Origin of the sequence: Pseudomonas sp. B3(2017) (genome assembly GCF_002113595.1) — a bacterium.
In the GTDB taxonomy this organism is placed as follows: Bacteria; Pseudomonadota; Gammaproteobacteria; order Pseudomonadales; family Pseudomonadaceae; genus Aquipseudomonas; species Aquipseudomonas ekonensis.
In genome coordinates this window covers 105,237-126,944 of the sequence record NZ_NEIU01000010.1, presented here as the reverse complement: position 1 = coordinate 126,944, position 21,708 = coordinate 105,237, and the positions used below count along the sequence as shown (strand labels likewise).

The 21,708-nt window shown below is 65.7% G+C and carries 19 protein-coding genes; 4 read left to right on the top strand and 15 right to left on the bottom strand.

The window, feature by feature from the left end; translation table 11 throughout:
- Positions 1-26: 26 nt before the first annotated feature.
- The 6 genes from CAG33_RS16600 to CAG33_RS16575 form a co-directional block, all read right to left on the bottom strand.
- Positions 27-1,268 (bottom strand): SfnB family sulfur acquisition oxidoreductase, encoded by a 1,242-nt coding sequence (locus CAG33_RS16600; RefSeq protein ID WP_085582006.1) that lies wholly within the window; start codon positions 1,266-1,268, stop codon positions 27-29.
- A 172-nt stretch (positions 1,269-1,440) separates the two neighbouring features.
- A complete protein-coding gene (locus tag CAG33_RS16595; protein WP_085639451.1) occupies positions 1,441-2,193 on the bottom strand; it encodes a hypothetical protein in 753 nt (250 codons plus the stop codon).
- A gap of 462 nt (positions 2,194-2,655) precedes the next feature.
- Positions 2,656-3,405 (bottom strand): L-cystine ABC transporter ATP-binding protein TcyN, encoded by a 750-nt coding sequence (tcyN, locus tag CAG33_RS16590; RefSeq protein ID WP_085582002.1) that lies wholly within the window; start codon positions 3,403-3,405, stop codon positions 2,656-2,658.
- Between the two features lie 4 nt (positions 3,406-3,409).
- Positions 3,410-4,075: a cystine ABC transporter permease gene (tcyL, locus tag CAG33_RS16585; RefSeq protein ID WP_085582000.1), complete on the bottom strand. Its 666-nt coding sequence runs from the start codon at positions 4,073-4,075 to the stop codon at positions 3,410-3,412.
- Positions 4,075-4,875, bottom strand: a complete 801-nt coding sequence (tcyJ, locus tag CAG33_RS16580; RefSeq protein ID WP_085581998.1) for a cystine ABC transporter substrate-binding protein — start codon at positions 4,873-4,875, stop codon at positions 4,075-4,077. The genes tcyL and tcyJ overlap by 1 nt, the downstream gene beginning before the upstream one ends.
- A 239-nt stretch (positions 4,876-5,114) precedes the next feature.
- Positions 5,115-6,107, bottom strand: coding sequence for a D-cysteine desulfhydrase (locus tag CAG33_RS16575; protein WP_085581996.1), 993 nt, complete (start codon positions 6,105-6,107; stop codon positions 5,115-5,117).
- 190 nt (positions 6,108-6,297) lie between these two features.
- Here CAG33_RS16575 and epsC point away from each other — a divergent pair, with 190 nt between their 5' ends.
- On the top strand, positions 6,298-7,224 hold the full coding sequence (epsC, locus tag CAG33_RS16570) for a serine O-acetyltransferase EpsC (protein WP_085581994.1): 927 nt from the start codon (positions 6,298-6,300) through the stop codon (positions 7,222-7,224).
- Positions 7,225-7,548: 324 nt separating this feature from the next.
- Positions 7,549-9,549: a choline transporter BetT gene (betT, locus tag CAG33_RS16565; RefSeq protein WP_085631889.1), complete on the top strand. Its 2,001-nt coding sequence runs from the start codon at positions 7,549-7,551 to the stop codon at positions 9,547-9,549.
- 23 nt (positions 9,550-9,572) lie between these two features.
- Here betT and CAG33_RS16560 read toward each other — a convergent pair whose 3' ends face one another.
- Together CAG33_RS16560 and CAG33_RS16555 are read right to left on the bottom strand one after the other, a co-directional pair.
- Positions 9,573-9,833, bottom strand: a complete 261-nt coding sequence (locus tag CAG33_RS16560) for a hypothetical protein (protein WP_085639448.1) — start codon at positions 9,831-9,833, stop codon at positions 9,573-9,575.
- A 91-nt stretch (positions 9,834-9,924) separates the two neighbouring features.
- Positions 9,925-10,665, bottom strand: a complete 741-nt coding sequence (locus tag CAG33_RS16555) for an SDR family oxidoreductase (RefSeq protein ID WP_085581988.1) — start codon at positions 10,663-10,665, stop codon at positions 9,925-9,927.
- Between the two features lie 123 nt (positions 10,666-10,788).
- Here CAG33_RS16555 and CAG33_RS16550 point away from each other — a divergent pair, with 123 nt between their 5' ends.
- On the top strand, positions 10,789-11,682 hold the full coding sequence (locus CAG33_RS16550) for a LysR family transcriptional regulator (protein WP_085639446.1): 894 nt from the start codon (positions 10,789-10,791) through the stop codon (positions 11,680-11,682).
- Between the two features lie 281 nt (positions 11,683-11,963).
- Complete coding sequence (gene mgrA / locus CAG33_RS16545; RefSeq protein WP_085631893.1) at positions 11,964-13,001, top strand: L-glyceraldehyde 3-phosphate reductase; 1,038 nt, start codon at positions 11,964-11,966, stop codon at positions 12,999-13,001.
- Between the two features lie 84 nt (positions 13,002-13,085).
- Here mgrA and tauD read toward each other — a convergent pair whose 3' ends face one another.
- The 7 genes from tauD to CAG33_RS16510 form a co-directional block, all read right to left on the bottom strand.
- Entirely contained in the window at positions 13,086-13,928 is an 843-nt protein-coding gene (gene tauD, locus CAG33_RS16540) for a taurine dioxygenase (protein ID WP_085581982.1), read from the bottom strand.
- A gap of 109 nt (positions 13,929-14,037) precedes the next feature.
- Positions 14,038-14,877, bottom strand: coding sequence for a taurine ABC transporter permease TauC (gene tauC / locus CAG33_RS16535; RefSeq protein WP_085581980.1), 840 nt, complete (start codon positions 14,875-14,877; stop codon positions 14,038-14,040).
- Positions 14,874-15,668, bottom strand: coding sequence for a taurine ABC transporter ATP-binding subunit (tauB, locus tag CAG33_RS16530; RefSeq protein WP_085639443.1), 795 nt, complete (start codon positions 15,666-15,668; stop codon positions 14,874-14,876). Before tauB ends, tauC begins: the two co-directional genes overlap by 4 nt.
- 16 nt (positions 15,669-15,684) lie before the next feature.
- Positions 15,685-16,662, bottom strand: a complete 978-nt coding sequence (tauA, locus tag CAG33_RS16525; protein ID WP_085581976.1) for a taurine ABC transporter substrate-binding protein — start codon at positions 16,660-16,662, stop codon at positions 15,685-15,687.
- 214 nt (positions 16,663-16,876) lie between these two features.
- Positions 16,877-18,460 carry a glutamate--cysteine ligase gene (gene gshA / locus CAG33_RS16520; RefSeq protein ID WP_085581974.1) on the bottom strand — a complete coding sequence of 528 codons (1,584 nt, stop codon included), beginning with the start codon at positions 18,458-18,460 and terminating at the stop codon, positions 16,877-16,879.
- 269 nt (positions 18,461-18,729) lie between these two features.
- Positions 18,730-19,113, bottom strand: coding sequence for a PaaI family thioesterase (locus CAG33_RS16515; protein WP_085581972.1), 384 nt, complete (start codon positions 19,111-19,113; stop codon positions 18,730-18,732).
- Positions 19,113-21,437: a Tex family protein gene (locus CAG33_RS16510; protein ID WP_085631901.1), complete on the bottom strand. Its 2,325-nt coding sequence runs from the start codon at positions 21,435-21,437 to the stop codon at positions 19,113-19,115. The genes CAG33_RS16515 and CAG33_RS16510 overlap by 1 nt, the downstream gene beginning before the upstream one ends.
- Positions 21,438-21,708: the final 271 nt, after the last annotated feature.

Sequence of the window (21,708 nt, the reverse complement as noted above, 5' to 3'; positions counted from 1 at the left end):
AGATCTGGTCAAAAGTGTTCTGGTCGTCAGATCCAGGAATGGCGGGCCGGCAGCTTGCCGTTGAGGCGGTAGGCGCCGACCGCGTGGTACTTCCAGCGCACCGGGTCGTGCAGGGTGTGCACCCGTGCGTTGCGCCAGTGGCGGTCGAGGTTGAACTCGGCGAGGGTCGCGCGGCTGCCGGCCAGCTCGAACAGCTTCTCGCTGGCCAGCAGCGATATTTCGGTGGTCAGCACCTTGGCTTCGGCCACGGCGATCGAGGCGCGGGCGGCGGACTCGGCGGTGACCGGCGCGGCATGCACCTGGTCCAGGACTTGCCCGGCCTTGCGCAGCAGCGCTTCGGCGGCGTGCAGTTCGATCTTCAGCCTGCCGATGTCGGCGATGACGTAAAGGTCATCGCTGGCGCGCTCGACCTTGGCCTCGATCCACGGACGGGCGCGGGTCTTGACGAAGTCGATGGCGTCGTCGAGGGCGCCGCGGGCGATGCCGGCGTCGATCGCGGCCTGGATCAGCTGCGACACCGCACCTTGGGTGTTGGGCTTCTCGTTGATCTTCCAGTTGTCCACCACCAGGCCAGCCTCGACCCGCACGTTGTTCAACAGGATCGTGCCGCTGGCGGTGGTGCGCTGGCCGAAGCCCGACCAGTCGTCGACGATGCGCAGGCCCGGCGTGCCGCGCCGAACGAAAGCCAGCACCTGCCGGCCGTCATCGTTGAGCGCCTTGACCGCGACCCAATGGGCGAAGAGGGCACCGGTGGAATAGAACTTCTGGCCGTTGATGACGAAATCGTCGCCGTCGGCGGTGATCCGCGCCTTCAGCTCCAGGGTGTCCTTGGTGCCGCGCTCGGGGCCTGCGTTGCCGATGCGCCAGCCTTCGAGCACGCTCTGGAACAGCTGGCGCTTCTGCGCCTCGGTGGCGCAGCCGAGCACCAGGTTGAGGATGCCGAACTGGTTTTGCGGGATCTGCCCCAGCGCCGGGTCGGCGGCGGAGATGATCGCGAACACTTCGGCCAGGGTGACGAAGGACACCTGCGGCCCACCGTATTCGCGGGGGATGGCGATGCTGCCCAGGCCGCTGCGGGTGAACTGTTCGATCTGCGCCCACGGCAGCTTGCGCTGGCGGTCGCGCCGGGCGGCGTCCACACGGGCGGCCTCGGCCAGTTCATGGGCGGCCTCGATGGCCTGGGCGTCGTTGCGCAGGATCTGCGCGGGCAACAACAACGGGGCGGTGTCCAGATCGGTCTGAACGTTTGCGTCTGCCAGACTGGACATCAGTGCCACTCCTTGGCTGCACGCAATGCCCTGGCGATCCGCACTGGGGTGATTGGGTTCCGGACCATGCTACCTACCTCACATCTCAAAAAATCGCCGCGAAATGCGGCGAACGAAAGAATGTCCGGTGGTCCGGTTCATATACCCTAAACGTGTATAAATATTTTATGAACTAACTTTTAGAAATATGCATAGAAGGGGCCATGGCCTGTCCGGTTAACAGGTTGCCGCCGATCCTCAGCATGCGCGGCGGCGCCCAGCGCGAGTTGTTGCCGACCCGGTCGAGGATGCAGTAGGTCACTTCCAGGCGCAGGTCCTCGCCGGCTTCGAGAATCACCGACGGCGGTATCCACACCTGGATCGGCCGTCCGACGCCCTCGGTCGCGACGGGCGGCAGGTCCATCCGCACATCGCCCCAGCGCACCGTGATCGCGTCGCCCTCGGCCATGTTCAGGTAGGGCTGGATGGTCAGCGGCACACCGCGCTTGACCTGCCCCGGGTTCACGCCCTGACGGCAGATGGTGCCGGGCAGCACGGCTTGCGCCAGGTGCTGGTTCTCGTCGTTGCACAACGGCGGCGGCTGCCCGCCGGGACAGTCCAGCTTCACCTGCGCCGACGCGCTGGCCGACAGCGCCGGGCTGCGCCCCACCTGCATGATCCGGTAGTGGGCATGGGCCGGGCCGTTGACCACGAAGCTTTCCGGCACCCGCAGCCTGACCGGTTCGCCGACACAGGCGTCCGTGAGCACATGGGAGGCGACGTAGCAGTCGTTCCAGAACAGTTCGATCAGGTCGCCGGCATCCATCCCGGGATACGGGGCGACTTCGACCAGCAAATGGGCGGCGGCGGCCAAACCGATGCCGCCGTGGCGGGCCGACGTCAGGTTCGGCGCGGCCATTTCGGGGATGTGCGAAGCGAAGGGCATGGGGTTCTCTCCTTGAGACCTTGCAGCGAAGTCCGTTTCTGAAAGTTCGGGCGGTTTGAATGCTCAGGTCATGAAACAGTGTCGGGTTGATCGATGTTTATGTCGCCTTGATGAAGTAACGGGCAACGGTGGCGACTAGATAAAAGTTCGCCGAAAGAGCTGTCAATAGAGGCAATCGGTGATTTTAAAAATTGCGGACTAATCAGAAAGCTCCTACATCAACAGCGCAATTTGCCTGGCCTGCGGAGTGAATTCGGCCACAGGACAGGGCTATTTTGGCGGTTTCAGCGCATGTCTGGCCATGCACCTGTATGGAGGGTGTTTAGCGGATGCCGGGCACGGAATATCTGTTGCAGAACATATATATGTGCCGCATCGGAACAAGTTGATTGCTGTAGGGAGAAAGGAGAGAGAGCGAAACTTCCGTCCATGGAAGTTTGCGGTTGTTGCGGATCGGTGAGGTCAGCCGTTGTTTCTGAACTTGCTGAGGAACTGTCGCGTGCGTTCTTCCTTCGGATCGGCGAACAGGGCCTTGGCCTCACCTTGCTCGACGATCACGCCCTTGTCGAAGAACACCACACGGTTGGCCACGTCACGGGCGAACGCCATTTCGTGGGTGACGATGACCATTGTGCGTTTCTCCTCGGCGAGGCCGCGGATGGTCGCCAGCACTTCGCCCACCAGTTCCGGATCCAGGGCCGAGGTCGGCTCGTCGAACAGGATCACTTCCGGCTCCATCGCCAGCGCCCGGGCGATCGCCACGCGCTGTTGCTGGCCACCGGACAGGCGCCGCGGATAGGCGTCTTCCTTGCCCGCCAGGCCGACCTTGGCCAGCAGCTTGCGGCCCAGGGCGATGGCATCGGCGCGGGGCGTCTTCTTGACCACGGTCGGGCCTTCGATGACGTTCTCCAGGGCGGTGCGGTGAGGGAACAGGTTGAAGTTCTGGAACACGAAGCCCACGTGCTGGCGCAGGTTGCGCACCAGGCCTTGCTGCTGGTTCAGCGGACGGCCGGTATCGATCTCGATGTCGCCGACCTTGATCCGGCCGCTGGTGGGTTGCTCAAGGAAGTTCAGGCAGCGCAGGAACGTGGTCTTGCCCGAGCCGCTGGGACCGATGATCGCCACGACCTCGCCTTCCTTCACCTTAAGGTCGATGCCGTTGAGCACGGTCTGACCCTTGAACTGCTTTGTCAGTTTTTCCACGACAATCATGGGGTCAGGACTCCTGGTCGTGCCGATTGACCCGCTCTTCCAACTTGTTCTGCAGGTGCGACAGCACCGTGGCCAGAACCCAGTAGATCAGCGCGGCGGCAAGATACATGGTGAACACTTCGAAGGTGCGGGCGGTGATCAGCTGCGCCTGGCGGAACAGCTCCGGCACCTGGATGGTGGCGGCCAGCGCGGTGTCCTTGACCAGCGAAATGAAGCTGTTGCCCAGCGGCGGCAATGCCGTGCGCATCGCCTGCGGCAGGATGGCCCGGCGCAGGGTCTGCGCGCGGGTCATGCCGATGCTGGCCGCCGCTTCCCACTGGCCGCGCTCGATCGAGCCGATGGCGGCACGCAGGATCTCGCAGGCGTAGGCGGCCATGTTCAGCGAGAAGCCGATCAGGGCCGCCGGCAGCGGATCCAGTTCCACACCCAGTTGCGGCAAGCCGTAATAGATCACGAACAGCTGCACCAGCAACGGCGTGCCGCGAAAGAACGACACGTAGATGCGGGCCAGCCAGCTGACCGACTTGAAGCGCGACAGGCGCATCAGTGCCAGGCCGAAGCCCAGCAGCAGACCGAAGAACATGCCGCCCAGGCTAAGGATGACCGTGTAGTACGCGCCCTTGAGCAGGAAGGGCGCGGAGTCCAGCGCGAGTTGGAAAGCTGCTTCCATTATTTCGTGACGTCAGCGTTGAAGTACTTTTCCGAGAGCTTCTGCAGCGTGCCGTCGGCGCGCAGTTCGTCGAGGGCCTTGTTCACCGCCGTCAGCAGTTCCGGCTCGCCCTTGCGCAGCGCGATGCCCGATTCCTGACGGGAGAACGCCTGGCCTGCGGCCACGGTCTTCGGTGCCTTCTTGGCGTATTCCAGAGCAGCCAGACGGTCGATCAGGATGGCGTCGGTGCGGCCGTTGTTCAGGTCGGCGAACTTGGTCGGATCATCGTCGTAGGTGCGCACGTCGGCGCCCGGCACGTTGGCCCGCACCCATTGCTCGTAGTTGGTGCCCAGGCCCACGCCGACCTTCTTGCCGGACAGGTCGGCGGCGGTCTTGATGTTCAGCGCCGCTTCCTTGTCCTTCAGCACCAGCGCCTGGATCCCGGACACGGTGTAGGGCTCGGAGAAGTCGTATTTCTTCTTGCGCTCGTCGGAGATGGTTACCTGGTTGACCACGACGTCCAGACGCTTGGATTCCAGGGCCGCGAGGATGCCGTCCCACTTGGTCGGCTGGATCTTGGCCTTCACGCCCAGCTTTTTCGCCAGGGCTTCGGAGAGTTCGACCTCGAAGCCGGCCAGCTTGCCGTCGGGATCGACGAAGGAGAACGGTGGGTAGGTGCCTTCCAGGCCGACGTTGATGACGCCTTTGTCCTTGATCTGCTTCAGTTGCTCACCGGCGGCTGCGTGGCCGATCAGGCCGGCGCTCAGCGCCAGGCCCAGCGAACCCACCAGCAGGTTGCGACGTAGTGCGGAAAAATTCATGACATGCCCCTGTGTTTTCTTATGGAAGACGCTTAAGGAAAGTTGGCGAATCCGGGAATTGGACGACTGCGCTATCGTGCCCTAAAGCAGCTTATGCGTCTCCCGCGAAATTCGCCTGCGGGGAGACTATATGATTGCTCGCTTAGAATTGAAAATAATGGTTTTTATTTTTGTTATTTCAAATTCGAATATATGCGCAGCCTGCTGCGGCGAGGGATCCGGCTCCCTCGCCGCGGGCCTTACAGGAAGTCCTTGTAGGCGAACAGCGCCGGTGCGCCGCCGGTGTGCAGGAAGATCACCGGGCCGTCGTCGAAGCGCCCGCGGCCGATGCCGTCGAGCAGGCCGGCCATGGCCTTGCCGGTATAGACCGGGTCGAGCAGCACGCCTTCCTGGCTGGCCAAAAGCTTCACCGCCGCCAGGGTGCCGGCGTTCGGTTCGCCGTAGCGCGGGCCGAAGTACTCGTCCCACAGGCGCACCTTGAAACTGTCCGGCAGCGCCACGCCCAGCAGGTCGGCGGTACGTTCGGCCAGGCCCTGCACTTTCGGGCGCTGGTCCTCTTCGCTGCGCGAGACGGTCACGCCGATCACCGGCAGCGCCGGCAATGCTTCGTTCAAGGCCAGGGCCAGGCCGCTGTGGGTGCCGGCGCTGCCGGAGGCCAGCACCACGGCGGCGAAGTCGAGGCCGGTGTCCTTGATCTGTTCGGCCAGTTCCAGGCCGGCCCGCACGTAACCCAACGCGCCGAGGGCGTTGGAGCCGCCGATGGGCACCAGGTACGGCTTCTTGCCGTTGCTGCGCAGGCGCACGGCGAGGGCCGCCAGTTGCTCGTCGGCATTGTCGAGGTTGTCGACCAGCTCGACCTTGGCGTCGAACAGATCCAGCAACAGGCGGTTGCCGTTGCCGGTGTAGTCGCCGTCGTCGGTGCCCAGCGGGTTCTCCAGCAGCGCCACGCAGCCCAGGCCCAGCTTGGCGGCGATCGCGGCGGTCTGGCGCACGTGGTTCGATTGCAGGGCGCCGGCGGTGATCAAGGTGTCGGCGCCCTGGGCGAGGGCGTCGGCGGCGAGGTATTCGAGCTTGCGCAGTTTGTTGCCGCCCATGGCCAGCGGGGTCAGGTCGTCGCGCTTGAAGTAGATGTCGCGGCCCAGCCAGGCGGAAAGGCGTTCGAGTTTTTCCAGGGGAGTGGGTTGGCCGAGCAGGTCGAGACGATGGAAGCGGTCCAGCTGTTGTTTGATCATGGGCCTGTACTGGCGGAGGAAGATCACAGGACTATAGGCATGGCGTTTTGGCGGGGCAACCGTCAATCGCTTATAGCCAAACGTGCTTAGGCCAGCACTATCGGTTCTTAATTCGCGCTTGGGGCCATGCCGTAAAGTAGTCGCCGTTGAGGCGGCCCGACAGTCCGGCCGCCGGTGAGGAGTCTTTACCGTGAGCGAGCGTTCCAGCCATTGGCAACTGCAGACCATCGTCAGCCAACTGCGTACCGCGCGGGATCTGTGGCGTACCCAGAACGGCCGGGCCACCGGCGAACAGGGCGGGCGCGAACTGCCCTCCCGCGCAGCGATGGCGGAGATCCTCGAGGCCCTGTGCGGGGCGTTGTTCCCGATGCGGCTGGGGCCTGTGGACCTGCGTGAGGAAAGCGAGGACTTCTATGTCGGCCATACCCTCGACGTCGCCCTGAATGCCTTGCTCGTCCAGGCGCGGCTCGAACTGCGCTACGTCGCCCGCCACAGCGCCCAGGCCGACACCGAGGTCGAGTCCCGCGCGATCCGCATCGTCCAGGACTTCGCCCTGGCCCTGCCGGGCCTGCGCAGCCTGCTCGACACCGACGTGCTGGCGGCCTACCACGGCGATCCGGCGGCGCGCAGCGTCGACGAGGTGCTGCTGTGCTACCCGGGCATCCTGGCGGTGATCCACCATCGCCTGGCCCATCACCTGTACCGCGCGGGCCTGCCGCTGCTGGCGCGGATCAGCTCGGAGATCGCTCACTCGGCCACCGGCATCGACATCCACCCCGGCGCGCAGATCGGCCCGAGCTTCTTCATCGACCACGGCACCGGCGTGGTGATCGGCGAAACCGCGATCATCGGCGAGCGGGTGCGGATCTACCAGGCGGTGACCCTGGGCGCCAAGCGCTTTCCGGCGGACGAGGACGGCCAACTGCAGAAGGGCCATCCGCGCCACCCGATCGTCGAGGACGACGTGGTGATCTACGCCGGGGCGACCATCCTGGGGCGCATCACCATCGGCCAGGGCTCGACCATCGGCGGCAACGTGTGGCTGACCCGCAGCGTACCGGCCGGCAGCAACCTGACCCAGGCCAACCTGCAGCACGACGACGGGACGCAGAAGTGACGGCGCACTCCGCTTGAAGGCCCTGCGGCGCCTTGACCGGCGCCGTCGCGGGCCCGTCGAACGGACTCAGGCCGGCCCGGATAGTGGCACCCGGCCAATTCGCCACTGAACGAATCCCTCCGAACCTGCGTCATAACCCTCCTTGAGCCCGCAGGGGCGAGCGACCGCTCGGCCTTGCGATTAGTCCTTAGCGTGCTATCCATGTTTAACTTGAACGTTCATTCAAGTTAAACCGGCAGTCCGCTGCCCGCTCACAACAGGAGGCTTGCCTTTGCTGAGTCCGATCATTTCAGCCATGTTCCACCCCTTCGAGGTGCACCGTCCATGAGTGCATCGTCCACCCCCGCCAGCGCCCAGGTGCGCATGAACCCGCCGGTGTTCTGGTTCGCCGCGACGGTCATCCTGCTGTTCGGCCTCGTCGTGATTTCCCTGCCGGAGGCGGCCGGCGCCTGGCTGCTGAAGGCCCAGGACTGGGCGGCCAACACGGTCGGCTGGTACTACATGCTGGCGATGACCCTGTATCTGGTCTTCGTGGTGGTCACCGCGCTGTCTGGCTACGGCAAGATCAAGCTCGGTGCCGACCACGACGAGCCCGAATTCAGTTACCTGTCCTGGGCCGGCATGCTGTTCGCCGCCGGGATCAGCATCACCCTGTTTTTCTTCTGCGTGTCGGAACCCCTGACCCACATGCTCCAGCCGCCCCAGGGCGAGGCCGGCACGGCGGACGCCGCGCGCCAGGCGATGCAGATCCTGTTCCTGCACTGGGGCCTGCACGGCTGGGGCGTGTTCGCCTTCGTCGGCATGGCGCTGGCGTACTGCGCGTACCGCCACAACCTGCCGCTGGCGTTGCGCTCGGCGCTCTATCCGCTGATCGGCAAACGCATCAACGGCCCCATCGGCTACGCGGTGGACGGCTTCGGCATCATCGCCACGGTGTTCGGCCTCGGCGCGGACATGGGCTTCGGCGTGCTGCACCTCAACTCCGGCCTGGACTACCTGTTCGGCATCGCCCATACCCAGTGGATCCAGGTCGGCCTGATCGTCCTGATGATGGGCGCGGCGATCACCGTCGCCGTGTCCGGGGTCGACAAGGGCGTGCGGGTGATGTCCGACATCAACATGCTGCTGGCCTGCGCGCTGCTGCTGTTCGTGCTGTTCGCCGGGCCCACCCAGCACCTGCTCAACACCCTGATCCAGAACCTGGGCGATTACCTCGGCGCGCTGCCGACCAAGAGCTTCGACCTCTACGCCTACGACAAGCCCAGCGACTGGCTCGGCGGCTGGACCGTGTTCTACTGGGCCTGGTGGATCGCTTGGTCGCCGTTCGTGGGCCTGTTCATCGCGCGGATCTCCCGGGGCCGCACCATCCGCGAATTCGTCTTCGGCGTGCTGCTGATTCCGTTGGGCTTCACCCTGGCGTGGATGTCGATCTTCGGCAACAGCGCCATCGACCAGGTGCTCAACCACGGCATGGAGGCCCTCGGCCTGTCGGCCATCGACGACCCGTCGATGACCCTCTACCTGCTGCTGGAGACCTACCCGTGGAGCAAGACCGTCATCGCGGTGACGGTGTTCATCAGCTTCGTGTTCTTCGTCACCTCCGCCGACTCCGGCACCGTGGTGCTCTCGACCCTGTCGGCCAAGGGCGGCGGCCCGGACGAGGACGGGCCGAAATGGCTGCGGGTGTTCTGGGGCGCGATGACGGCGCTGATCACCAGCGCGCTGCTGTTCTCCGGCAGCATCGATGCGCTGAAGTCGGCGGTGGTGCTGACCTCACTGCCGTTCTCGTTGATCCTGCTGCTGATGATGTGGGGGCTGCACAAGGCGTTCTACCTGGAGTCGCAGAAGCAGATCGCGCAATTGCATTCGCTGGCGCCGGTGTCCGGTTCGCGGCGCGGCAAGGGTGGCTGGCGGCAGCGCCTGAGCCAGGCGGTGCATTTCCCGTCGCGGGACGAGGTGTACCGGTTCATGGACAGCACCGTGAAGCCGGCCATCGAAGAGGTGACGGCGGTGTTCGTCGAGAAGGGTCTGCATGTGGTCACGCAGCCGGATCCGGCCCACGACAGCGTCAGCCTGGAGATCGGCCACGGCGAACTGCACCCGTTCATCTACCAGGTGCAGATGCGCGGCTATTTCACGCCGTCGTTCGCCCGGGGCGGCATGGGTTCCAAGCAGCTCAACAACCGCCGCTACTACCGCGCCGAAGTGCACTTGAGCGAGGGCAGCCAGGACTACGACCTGGTGGGCTACACCAAGGAGCAGATCATCAACGACATCCTCGACCAGTACGAACGGCACATGCAGTTCCTGCACCTGGTGCGTTGAGCCCGGCGGGCGCCGGGGCGGTCTCAGGCCTCGGCGCTCAGCACCATGAACAGCACCATCGCCGCCACCGGCACGCCGAACACGGCGCTGCCGACCATCAGTTCGGTGCTCAGCGTCTGCTTGCCGTGCACCATGCCGACCGCGCCGTTGATCACCGTCAGCGCCAGCCACAGGGCGGCGAAGCCGTAGGCCAGGGTCTGGCGGGAAAAGCCGATGCGTTCGCCGATGTACAGCATCAGCGCCAGCAGGAGCAGGCCGAAGGTGATGATGATGGTGGTGTGCATGAGAGGCTGCCTGTCGGTGTCGTTTCGCCTGGGCGGATCCCATCGCCAGCCAGCCGGCGACGGGGCCGCTGCGGGCCTGTTCAGAGCATAGTCAAACCAGCCCGCCGTTGGCCCGCAGGATCTGTCCGTTGACCCAGTCCGCCGCCGGGCTCGCCAGGAACGACACCACCCGGGCAATGTCCTCCGGCTGCCCCAGGCGTTCCAGCGGCGGCATCTTCGCGTAGGTCTGGATCTGCTCCTCGCTCTTGCCGTGCAGGAACAGCTCGGTGGCCACCGGCCCCGGCGCCACGGCGTTGACCGTGACGTTGCGCCCGCGCATTTCCTTGGCGAACACCTGGGTCAGCGATTCCACTGCCGCCTTGCTGGCGATGTACACCGCGTAGCCCGGCAGGTTGAGGCCGACGGTGCTGCTGGAGAAGTTGATGATCCGTCCGCCGTCGTTCAGCCGAGCCGCCGCCTCGCGCATCGTGTTGAAGGTGCCGCGGGCGTGGATGTTGAAGGTCTGCTCGAACAACTCGTCGCTGTGCTGGGCCAGCGGCAGCACCTTGAGGATGCCGGCGTTGTTCACCAGCACGTCGACCTTGCCCAGGTGCGCTTCGGTCTCGTCGAACAGGCGCCGCACGTCGGCGGCGTCGGCCACGTCGCCCTGGATGGCCATGGCCCGGTGGCCGGCCTGGCGCAGTTCGACGACAAGCCGGGAAGCTTCGTCGGCGCTGTTGGCGTAATTGACGGCGACGGCGAAACCGTCCTCGGCCAATTGCTTGGCGATCACCGCGCCGATGCCGCGGGAGGCGCCGGTCACGAGGGCGACTTTCGAAGTGTGCTGGGTCATGGCTGTGTTCCTGTGTGCGGGGGAAGTGGGAGTCATTTCACCTGTTTGCCTGTGCTGGATAAATGCCGCAAAGTTGCCTTGACTGTTCAACATCCGCCAACAATCGAAGGCCGGGAGCCCGCCGTGGATCAAGTCAAAGCGATGAAGGCGTTCGTGCGGATCTACGAGCGCAGCAGCTTCACCCAGGCCGCCGCCGACCTGAACCTGCCCCGGGCCACCCTGACCCACATCCTCAACCAGTTTGAAGCCTGGCTCGGCACGCGCCTGCTGGAGCGCAGCACGCGCAAGGTGCGTCCGACCCTGGACGGCGAGGCTTATTACCGGCGTTGCGTGCAGTTGCTTGCGGAGCTGGAGGACGCCGAACTGGCGTTCCGCAGCGTGGTGCCGAAGGGGCGGCTGCGGGTCGATATGCAAGGTACGTTGGCCCGGCATTTCGTGATCCCGGCGTTGCCGCAGTTCATGGCGCGCTACCCGGACATCGAACTGTCGATCAGCGAGGCCGACCGCTTCGTCGACCTGATCGCCGAAGGCGTCGATTGCGTGCTGCGCGCCGGCACCCTCGGCGACTCGACGCTGATCGGCAAGCGCGTGGCCAGCCTGCGGCAGATCACCTGCGCCAGCCCCGCCTACCTGCGCAGGTTCGGCGAGCCCCGCAGCCTGGCCGACCTGAAAGACCATCGCGCGGTGAACTACGTCTCGCGCAGCACCACCCGGGTGTTTCCCTTCGAATTCATGGTCGACGGCGAACGCACGGAGGTCGCCATCGACGGGGCGGTCTCGGTGTCCGGCGCCGAGATCTACGCGGCCTCCGCCATCGCCGGCCTGGGCCTGATCCAGTGCCCGCACTACCGCATGCAGAGCCAGATCGACCAGGGCCTGATACGGGAAGTCCTGCCCGACACGCCGCCGCCACCGATGCCGGTGTCGGTGCTGTACCCGCACAACCGGCACCTGTCGCCGCGGGTACGGGTGTTCGTGGACTGGTTGAGCGAGGTCTTTGCACAGGTTTCCCGTTAGGCCGAAGGTCTTGAGGCGTTTTGGCTGGCGCCATCGTCAGCAGGTCGACAAGGATCTGTGAAGACGGGGTGGCGGCGTCTTTTCCCTTCCTGATGTGAAACGATTCAGCCATAGGTCGAATCCGAGGTGGGCAGGGGCCCGCTTGGGCGTATGCTGAGCAGCTTCGGTCTGTCAAAGCACCGCTGCACCGGCGGTCGCTGCGCAACCGAGCGGGAGCCAGCTCCCTCGCCACAGGAAATGTCCGACCGACGATGGCTGAAACTCAATCTAGAGAGGATTCGATGACTTACACCGCTGCCGAAAACCGCTACGACACCCTCCCTTACCGCCGCGTGGGCCGCAGCGGCCTGGTGTTGCCGGCGCTGTCCCTGGGCCTGTGGCACAACTTCGGCGACAGCACGCCGATCGACACCCAGCGTGCCTTGCTGCGCACGGCGTTCGACCTGGGGATCAACCACTTCGACCTGGCCAACAACTACGGCCCGCCCTACGGCAGCGCCGAGATCAACTTCGGCCGCCTGCTGCGCGAAGACTTCAAGGGCTACCGCGACGAGCTGATCATCTCCAGCAAGGCCGGTTGGGACATGTGGCCGGGCCCTTACGGCCAGGGCGGCGGTTCGCGCAAGTACGTGCTGGCCAGCCTCGACCAGAGCCTGCAACGGCTGGGCGTGGACTACGTGGACATCTTCTATTCCCACCGCTTCGATCCGGACACCCCGCTGGAGGAGACCGCCGGCGCCCTCGCCACCGCCGTGCAGCAGGGCAAGGCGCTGTACGTCGGCATCTCTTCGTATTCCGGGGTGAAGACCCGCGAAATCGCCGCGCTGCTCAAGGAGTGGAAAGTGCCGCTGCTGATCCACCAGCCGGCCTACAACCTGCTCAACCGCTGGGTGGAAAAGGACCTGCTCGACACCACCGACGAACTCGGCACCGGGGTAATCGCCTTCACCCCGCTGGCGCAGGGCCTGTTGACAGACAAGTACCTCAATGGCGTGCCGGCGGATGCGCGGGTCAACCGTCCGGGCGGCGGTTCGCTGCAGGCGTCGCACCTGTCCGAGGCCAACATCGCCCATGTGCGGGCGCTGAACGAGATCGCCAAGCGTCGTGGCCAGAGCCTGGCGCAACTGGCGCTGGCCTGGACGCTGCGCGATCCGCGGGTGACCTCGGCGCTGATCGGCGCGAGCCGGCCGGAGCAGATCATCGAGAACGTCGGGGCGCTGAAGAACCTGAGCTTCAGCGCTGAAGAGCTGGCTGAAATCGATCGGTTCGCCCAGGAGGGCGGGATCAATCTGTGGGAGAAGCCGTCGACGGCCGAGTAAGCGTCAGGCGCCGGATCCTGCGGCGCCTGTCACACCGTCATCGCCAGCCTGCTGGCGATGGGGCCGGAACCGGCGACGCAGCCGTCAGCGAAAGAACGGCACATCCCCCAACACCGTCGCCCGCTGCATCACCCGCCGGGCGGGGCGGTAGTCGTCCACTGCGTAATGCTGGGTCACGCGGTTGTCCCAGAACGCGATGTCGTCCTTCTGCCAGCGCCAGCGGATGGTGAATTCCGGCCGGGTGGCGTGGGCGAACAGGAACTTGAGGATCGCCTCGCTTTCGGTCTCCGACAGTTCATTGATCTTCGAGGTGAAGCCTTCGTTGACGAACAGCGAGCGGCGCCCGCTCACCGGGTGGGTGCGGATCACCGGGTGCGACAGCGGCGGGTTCTTGCGCCGTGCCTCTTCCCACTGCGCCAGCGCTTCGGGCGTGTTGCCGTAGCGCTCCAGCGGAAACGAGCGGGTGAAGTCATGGGTGGCGGTCAGCCCTTCGAGCAGGGCCTTCACCGGCGCCGACAGCGCTTCATAGGCCGCGATGCCGCTGGCCCACAGGGTGTCGCCGCCGTACTCCGGCAGGAGCTTGGCGCTGAGCACCGCGCCCATCGCCGGGGTCGGCAGGAAGGTCACGTCGGTGTGCCAGATTGCGTTGTCGCGCACGTCGGTGACGGCGGTGTCGAGGATCAGCACTTCGGGCTGTTCCGGCACGTTGGGGTAGATCGGGTGGATGTGCAGGTCGCCGAAGTACGCGGCGAAGCGCGCCTGCTGCGCAGGCTCGATGGGCTGGTTGCGGAAGAACAGCACCTGGTGCTTGAGCAGCGCCTGGCCGATGGCGTCGCGCTGCTCCTGGCTCAATGGCTGGCTGATGTCGACGCCGCTGATCTGCGCGCCGAGGGCCGGGCTTAAGGGAACGATGTTCAGGTCGCTCATGGTGTTCTCATCAATATTCGGTGGAGGGCTGTTCAAGCGGTGGGAGCGACTGTCTGCGGTGCCCGGGCTGGCGCCATCGCCAGCAGGCCGGCTCCCGCAAGGGAAAAAGTCAGTGGGCCTGGCCGTGCCACGGCACCAGTCTGCGTTGCAGGGCGCGCAGGCCCATTTCCATGGCGAAGGCGATCAGGGCGATGACCAGGATCCCCAGCACCACCACGTCGGTCACCAGGAACTGCGCCGCCGACTGCACCATGAAACCCAGCCCGCTGGTGGCGGCGATCAGTTCGGCGGCGACCAGGGTCGACCAGCCAACGCCAAGGCCGATGCGGATGCCGGTGAGGATGTCCGGCAGGGCGCTGGGCAGGATCACATGGCGGATCAGTTGCCCGCGGGTGGCGCCCAACGACTGGGCGGCCCGCAGCTTGGCCGGGTCGACCGTGCGTACGCCGGTGGCGGTGGCGATCGCGATCGGCGCGAAGATCGCCAGGTAGATCAGCAGCACTTTCGACACCTCGCCGATGCCGCACCAGATCACGATCAGCGGCAGGTAGGCGAGCGGCGGGATCGGCCGGTAGAACTCGATCAGCGGATCGAGCACGCCGCGGGCGATGCGGTTGGCGCCGATGGCGATGCCCACCGGCACGGCGGTCAGGATGGCGAAGCCCAGACCCAGGCCGATGCGGCTCAAGCTGGCGCCCAGGTGCTGCCACAGGGTCGAGTCCATGTAGCCGCTGGTGGCCAGCAACCAGCCCTTTTGCAGTACGGCGGCGGGCGGCGGCAGGAACAGCGGTTCGATCAGGCCGGTGGCGGTCACCGCCCACCAGGCCAGCAGCAGGGCGAACAGGGTCAGCACACTGATCCAGCGGGTGCTCAGGCTGCGCCGCACCGCAATGGACGTCGAGGGTTTGGAAGGTTTCACCGTGGCGGCGGAAACGTCGTAGCTGCTCATGCGCGCTCCTGTAGCCGGACGGCGTTGCGTTGGGAGAACACTTTGCCGAGCACGTGTTCGCGGGTTTCGATGAAGCGCGGGTCGGACTTGATCGACCGCGCCGGTTCGCCGGCGGCGTAGCGCTGGCCGAAGTCCAGGTGCAGGCGTTCGACGATCTGCCCGGGGTTGGGCGCCAGCAGGATCAGGTCGGTGGCGAGGAACACCGCCTCTTCGATGTCGTGGGTGATCAGGAACACCGGTTTGGCGGTGCGTTGCCAGACTTGCAGCAGCAGTTCCTGCATCTGTTCGCGGGTGAAGGCGTCGAGGGCGCCGAAGGGTTCGTCCATCAGCAGCACGCGCGGATCGGCGGCCAGGGCGCGGGCCAGGCCGACACGCTGCTTCTGGCCGCCGGAGAGTTGCCAGACGCGGCGGCTCTCGAAACCGGCCAGGTCCACCAGCGCGAGCATTTCCCGGGCGCGCCGCTCGCGCTTGTCCCGGGGCACGCTGGCCAGTTCGAGCCCGAAGGCCACATTGGCCAGCACGTCCTGCCAGGGCAGCAGGGCGTCGTCCTGGAACACCACGCCGCGTTCGGCGCCCGGCCCCTTGACCGGCACGCCGTCGAGGGTGATGCGCCCGGCGCTGGGGTCGACGAAACCGGCGATCAGGTTCAACAGCGAAGTCTTGCCGCTGCCGGACGGGCCGAGGGCCACCAGCAGTTGCCGGGGGCCGAGGGTCAGGGAAATATCCGACAGCACCGGTTCCGGGCTGCCGGGGTACTGTGCGCTGATGCGCTCCAGCGAAAGCAAGGCCATCGCGGTCGACTCCCGATCAGTTGGTGATGTACTGGGCGCTGACGTACGGCGCGTAGTCCGGCAGCACGGCCTCGACCTTGCCTTGCTCCTTTAGGAACACGGCGGTGTCGGTGATGGCCTTGGTGGTCGGCGCGCCGAGGTCGTTGACCTGATCCGCCGCCAGCGGGTAGACGTTGCCTTGCAGCAGCAGCGGAATGTCGCTGGCCTTGGCGCCGGACAGCTTCACCAGCTTGTCGACGTTGCTCGTGTCGGCGAGCCAGGCTTTCGGATCCTTGCGGTAGTCGGCGTAGGCGTCGAGGGTGACCTTGGCGAACGCGGTGACGATCTCCGGATGCTTCTGCGCGAAGTCCTTGCGCACGATCCACGCATCGAAGGTCGGCGCGCCGAACTTGGCCAGCTCGCCGGAGGTGATCAGCACCTTGCCGTTTTCCTTGGCCACGCCCAGGGCAGGATCCCAGACGTAGGTGGCGTCGATGTCACCGCGTTTCCACGCGGCGATGATCGCCGGCGGCGCGAGGTTGAGCACGGTGACTTTCGACGGGTCGATGTTCCAATGCTTCAGGGCGGCCAGCAGGCTGTAGTGGCCGGTGGAAACGAACGGCACGGCGATTTTCTTGCCCACCAGGTCCTGCGGTGTCTTGATGCCTGCGCCGTCGCGGGCGACCAGCGCTTCGGCGGCGCCGATCTGGGTGGCGATGAGGAATGTCTCCACCGGCACCTTGCGGGTGACCGCCGCGGTCAGCGGGCTTGAGCCGAGGTAGCCGATCTGCACGTCGCCGGAGGCGATGGCGGCGATGATGTCGGCGCCGTTGTCAAACTTGCGCCAGCTGATGTCGGCCTTGGTGGCCTTCTCGTAGGCGCCGTCGGCCTGGGCGACTTTCGCCGGGTCGACGGTGGTCTGGTAGGCGACGGTGAGGTCGGCGGCCTGGGCCAGGAAGCTTGCGGCGGCCAGGGTGGCCACCGCCAGCAGGCGAAGCGGGACATTCAGTTTCATGGGAGAGCTCCTTGTCAGGCCACCGGTCGTCGGCGTGAAAGGAGACTAAATGATCTAAGAATCTAAAAATAAATAACTTTTTAGAATTAACTTATGAGCGGAAAAATCTAAAGGGCCGCCAGGATTCCGCCACCGCGAGCAGGTGCGGCGGCATCACCGCCGTCACCTGTGGGAGCGAGCCTGCTCGCGACAGAATCCGCAGGATCCTCGCAGGCTAGTTGCTGATCGCCAGGATGCTCGCCTGGTAGGCCCCGACGAACACGTCGAAATCGCCGACCTCGTTCTGTTCCAGCTCCGCCTGCTGCTCCAGCGACGAGTGCGCCAGCGCTTCGAACCGGGCCTGCTCCTCGGCGGCAAGGGGCTCGCTGCGGAAGAAATCGGCATGGGCCTGGCTCTGGCGCAGGGAGAACTGCGCGAAGCTTTCCTTGTGCGCGGCCATCGCCGCCAGCACCTGGGCCGACGGCGTCAGCGACGGGTCGCTGACCTTGGCTCGCTGCGCGTCCAGCGCCTTGCCGTGGGCATCGCTGCCCTGGCTGCGGTCCAGCAGGGCCGCCAGCGGCGCGATGTGCTCCAGCAGTTCGCTCGCCCATTGCTTCATGTCCACCGGCTGTCCGTCACGCTGCAGCTGCAGGCCGGGACGGCGGCCTTCCTTGACCACGCTGAGGAAGTTCGACGTGGCGTTGCCGCAGCTGGTGCTGGTCAGCAGCGGGCTGTCGTTGAGCGCGCAGTACAGCAGGAACGCGTCGAGGAAACGCGCCTCGGTGACGTCGATGCCCATCGGCAGGAACGGGTTGATGTCCAGGCAGCGCACTTCGACGTACTGGATCCCGCGGGCCATCAGCGCCTGGATCGGCCGTTCGCCGGTGTAGGTCACGCGTTTGGGGCGGATGTTGGAGTAGTACTCGTTTTCGATCTGCAGGATGTTGGTGTTCAGCTGCACCCACTCGCCGTCCTGGTGCGTGCCGATCTCGACGTACGGCGCATACGGCGTGGCGACGGCCTTGCGCAGGCTGTCGGTGTAGCTGGACAGATCGTTGTAGCACGGCGTCAGGCCGGCCTGGGCATTGCTCTGGTAACCCAGGTCGCTCATGCGCAGGCTGGTGGCGTAGGGCAGGTACAGGGTGTCCGGATCGAGCTGTTCGAGCTGGTGCGGGCGGCCGCGCAGGAAGCCTGCGTCCAGCGCAGGCGAGGCGCCGAACAGGTACATCAGCAGCCAGCTGTAGCGGCGGAAATTGCGGATCAGGGCGATGTAGGACGCGGACTGGAAGTCGCGGTCGCTGCCTTCGAAGCCCTCGGTCTGCTTGAGCAGCGGCCAGAGCCCTTCCGGCAGGGAGAAGTTGTAGTGGATCCCGGCAATGCACTGCATGGTCTTGCCGTAGCGCAGCGCCAGGCCCTGACGGTAGACGTACTTGAGCCGACCGATGTTGGAGGTGCCGTAGTACGCGATCGGGATGTCTTCTTCGGCCGGCAGCGGGCACGGCATCGACGGGCTCCACAGGTACTCGTTGCCGAGCTTGCTGTAGGCGAAGCGGTGGATGCGCTCCAGGCTGGCCAGGGTGTCGGCCGGGTCGGGCAGGGCAGGCGTGATGAACTCCAGCAGCGACTCGGAATAGTCGGTGGTGATCTGTTCGTTGGTCAGCGCGGAACCCAGGGCCTCGGGATGCGGCGTCTGCGCCAGGCGGCCCTCGCCGGTCACGCGCAGGCATTCACGTTCGATGCCGTGCAGGCACTGCTCGAGCAGGGAGAGGTTGGCGCGCTCGCCGAGCAGGGCCAGGCGGCGGTTGAGAAGTTCGCTCAATTTGGATTCCTTCACGCGTCAGTCGCCCCAATATGGGGGTGGGCAGGACGGTCTACAAGGGTGAAGTTGAAACTGGCGTTTTCGCCTGGTTTTGGAGCGGCAGGCCGTTTGCCGGTCAGTCAAGAACTGCACATTCCCTGTGGGAGCGAGCCTGCTCGCGAAGGCGGTGTGTCAGCCAGCACTTTCGTTGCTGATGCACCCTCTTCGCGAGCAGGCTCGCTCCCACAGGTTTCGTTGCGCCGAAATTAACCCAAATCGGTGACGGCTAGCTACAGGACAGCGAACGTGCCTTGCGCTTTTGCGACCAGCTTGTCGCCCTGCATCACGTCGGCCTCGACCACCAGCGTGCGCCGGCCCGGGTGGATCACCCGGGCCGTGCACAGCACCTCGCCGTCGGACACGGCGCGGATGTAGTTGATCTTGCACTCGATGGTCGCGCTCTGCTGGTCGAAGCCGTGGGTGCTGGAGCAAGCCAGCCCCATGGCGATGTCGACCAGGCTGAACAGCGCGCCGCCGTGCAGCTTGCCGCCGCGGTTGCGCAGCGGCGGCTCCAGCGCCAGGGCGACTTGCGCCACCCCGGTCTCCAGGCTGTGCAGACGGCAGCCCAACAGCTTGAAGAACGCGCTCTCGACGAGCCCGGCGGGAATGTCCATCACTTCTTCTTCAACTGCTTGGCGTTGGCGAACAGGGACGCCATGGCGTTGTTGGCCGGTGCGGCGGTGGCGGTTTCCTTGCGCGGCGCGTTGTTCGAACCCTGGCGCGGCGCCGAGCCCGGACGCGAGCCGCGGGCGCCGTCGATCTTCTCGCCCGGCGTGTCGCTCATGCGCATCGACAGGCCGACGCGTTTGCGCGGGATGTCGACTTCCATGACCTTGACCTTCACCACGTCGCCGGCCTTCACCGCCTCGCGCGGATCCTTGATGAACTTCTCCGACAGGGCCGAGATGTGCACCAGGCCGTCCTGGTGCACGCCGATGTCGACGAACGCACCGAACGCCGTGACGTTGGTCACCACGCCTTCGAGGATCATCCCCGGCTGCAGGTCCTTGAGGTCTTCGACGCCTTCCTGGAACTCGGCGGTCTTGAACTCCGGACGCGGGTCGCGGCCCGGCTTGTCCAGTTCCTGGAGGATGTCGGTGACGGTCGGCAGGCCGAAGGTCTCGTCGGTGAATTTCTTCGGGTCCAGGCGCTTGAGGAACCCGGTGTCGCCGATCAGCGAGCGGATGTCGCGGTCGGTCTCGGCGGCGATGCGCTTGACCAGCGGATAGGCTTCCGGGTGCACGGCCGATGCGTCCAGCGGGTTGTCGCCGTTCATCACGCGCAGGAAGCCGGCGGCCTGTTCGAAGGTCTTCTCGCCCAGGCGCGCGACTTTCTTCAGCGCGGCGCGGGTCTTGAACGCGCCGTGCTCGTCACGGTGGGCGACGATGTTCTGCGCCAGGGTGGCGTTGAGGCCGGAGATCCGCGCCAGCAGGGCCACGGACGCGGTGTTCACGTCCACGCCCACGGCGTTCACGCAGTCCTCGACCACGGCGTCCAGGCTGCGCGCCAGCTTCAGCTGCGACACGTCGTGCTGGTACTGGCCGACGCCGATGGATTTCGGATCGATCTTCACCAGCTCCGCCAGCGGATCCTGCAGGCGGCGGGCGATGGACACCGCGCCGCGGATCGACACGTCCAGGTCCGGGAATTCCTTCGCGGCCAGTTCCGAGGCCGAGTACACCGACGCGCCGGCCTCGGACACCATGACCTTGGTCATTTTCATGGCCGGGTATTTCTTGATCAGCTCGATGGCCAGCTTGTCGGTCTCACGGCTGGCGGTGCCGTTGCCGATGGCGATCAGGTCGACCGAGTGCTTGGCACACAGGGCCGCCAGGATGGCCAGGGTCTGGTCCCACTTGTTGTGCGGCACGTGCGGGTAGACCGTGGCGTGATCCAGCAGCTTGCCGGTGGCGTCGACCACCGCGACCTTGCAGCCGGTGCGCAGGCCCGGGTCCAGGCCCAGGGTCGCGCGCGGGCCGGCCGGGGCGGCCAGCAGCAGGTCGTGCAGGTTGTGGGCGAATACGTTGATCGCTTCGGTCTCGGCGCCGTCGCGCAGTTCGCCGAGCAGGTCGGTCTCAAGGTGAGTGTAGAGCTTGACCTTCCAGGTCCAGCGCACCACCTCGCCCAGCCATTTGTCCGCGGGGCGGTTCTGGTTCTGGATGCCGACGTGCTGGCCGATCATGCCTTCGCACGGGTGCAGGGTGCCCGGCAGTTCCTCGCCGACCTTCAGGGCCGAGCTGAGGATGCCTTCGTTGCGGCCGCGGAAGATCGCCAGGGCGCGGTGCGACGGCATGCTCTTGAGCGGCTCGTCGTGTTCGAAGTAGTCGCGGAACTTGGCGCCTTCCTCTTCCTTGCCGGCGATCACGCGGGCGCTGATCGTGGCTTCCTGCTTGAGGAAGGAGCGCAGTTTCTCCAGCAGGCCCGCGTCTTCGGCGAAGCGTTCCATGAGGATGTACTTGGCGCCCTCCAGGGCGGCCTTGGCGTCGGCCACGCCTTTGTCGGCGTCGATGAAGCGGGCGGCTTCGACTTCCGGCGCCAGCGACGGGTCGTTGAACAGGCCGTCGGCCAGTTCGCCGAGGCCGGCTTCCAGGGCGATCTGGCCCTTGGTGCGGCGCTTCTGCTTGTACGGCAGGTACAGGTCTTCGAGGCGGGTCTTGGTGTCGGCGAGCTTGATGTCGCGTTCGAGTGCGGGGGTGAGCTTGCCCTGCTCCTGGATGCTGGCGAGGATGCTGACGCGCCGTTCGTCGAGTTCGCGCAGGTAGCGCAGGCGCTCTTCCAGATGACGCAGCTGAGTGTCATCGAGGCTGCCGGTCACTTCTTTCCGGTATCGGGCGATGAAGGGAACGGTAGAGCCTTCATCGAGTAGCGCGACGGCCGCTTCGACCTGTTGCGGGCGTACGCCGAGTTCCTCGGCGATGCGGCTGTTGATGCTGTCCATAAAACCACCTGACAAATTGTGAAAGCAGGTCCGCAGGCGCGAAGGATGAAGGCCCGGAACCTGGTTGTGCGGCCTGGCGCTTGCCGCTGCCTGGGCCAAGGGAGCAGACCATTGACCCGTGAAACCGAACGATTACTGCGGTGGACATGAAAAATAGGGCTTGGCCACCAACGGTAACGATTCAGACGTTGCCTGGCACAAAAGGCCGCGCATTATAACCGGCGTTCTGTCATTCGGGGGCGTCGGGCCGTGTAGGCACAAGCCCCGGTTT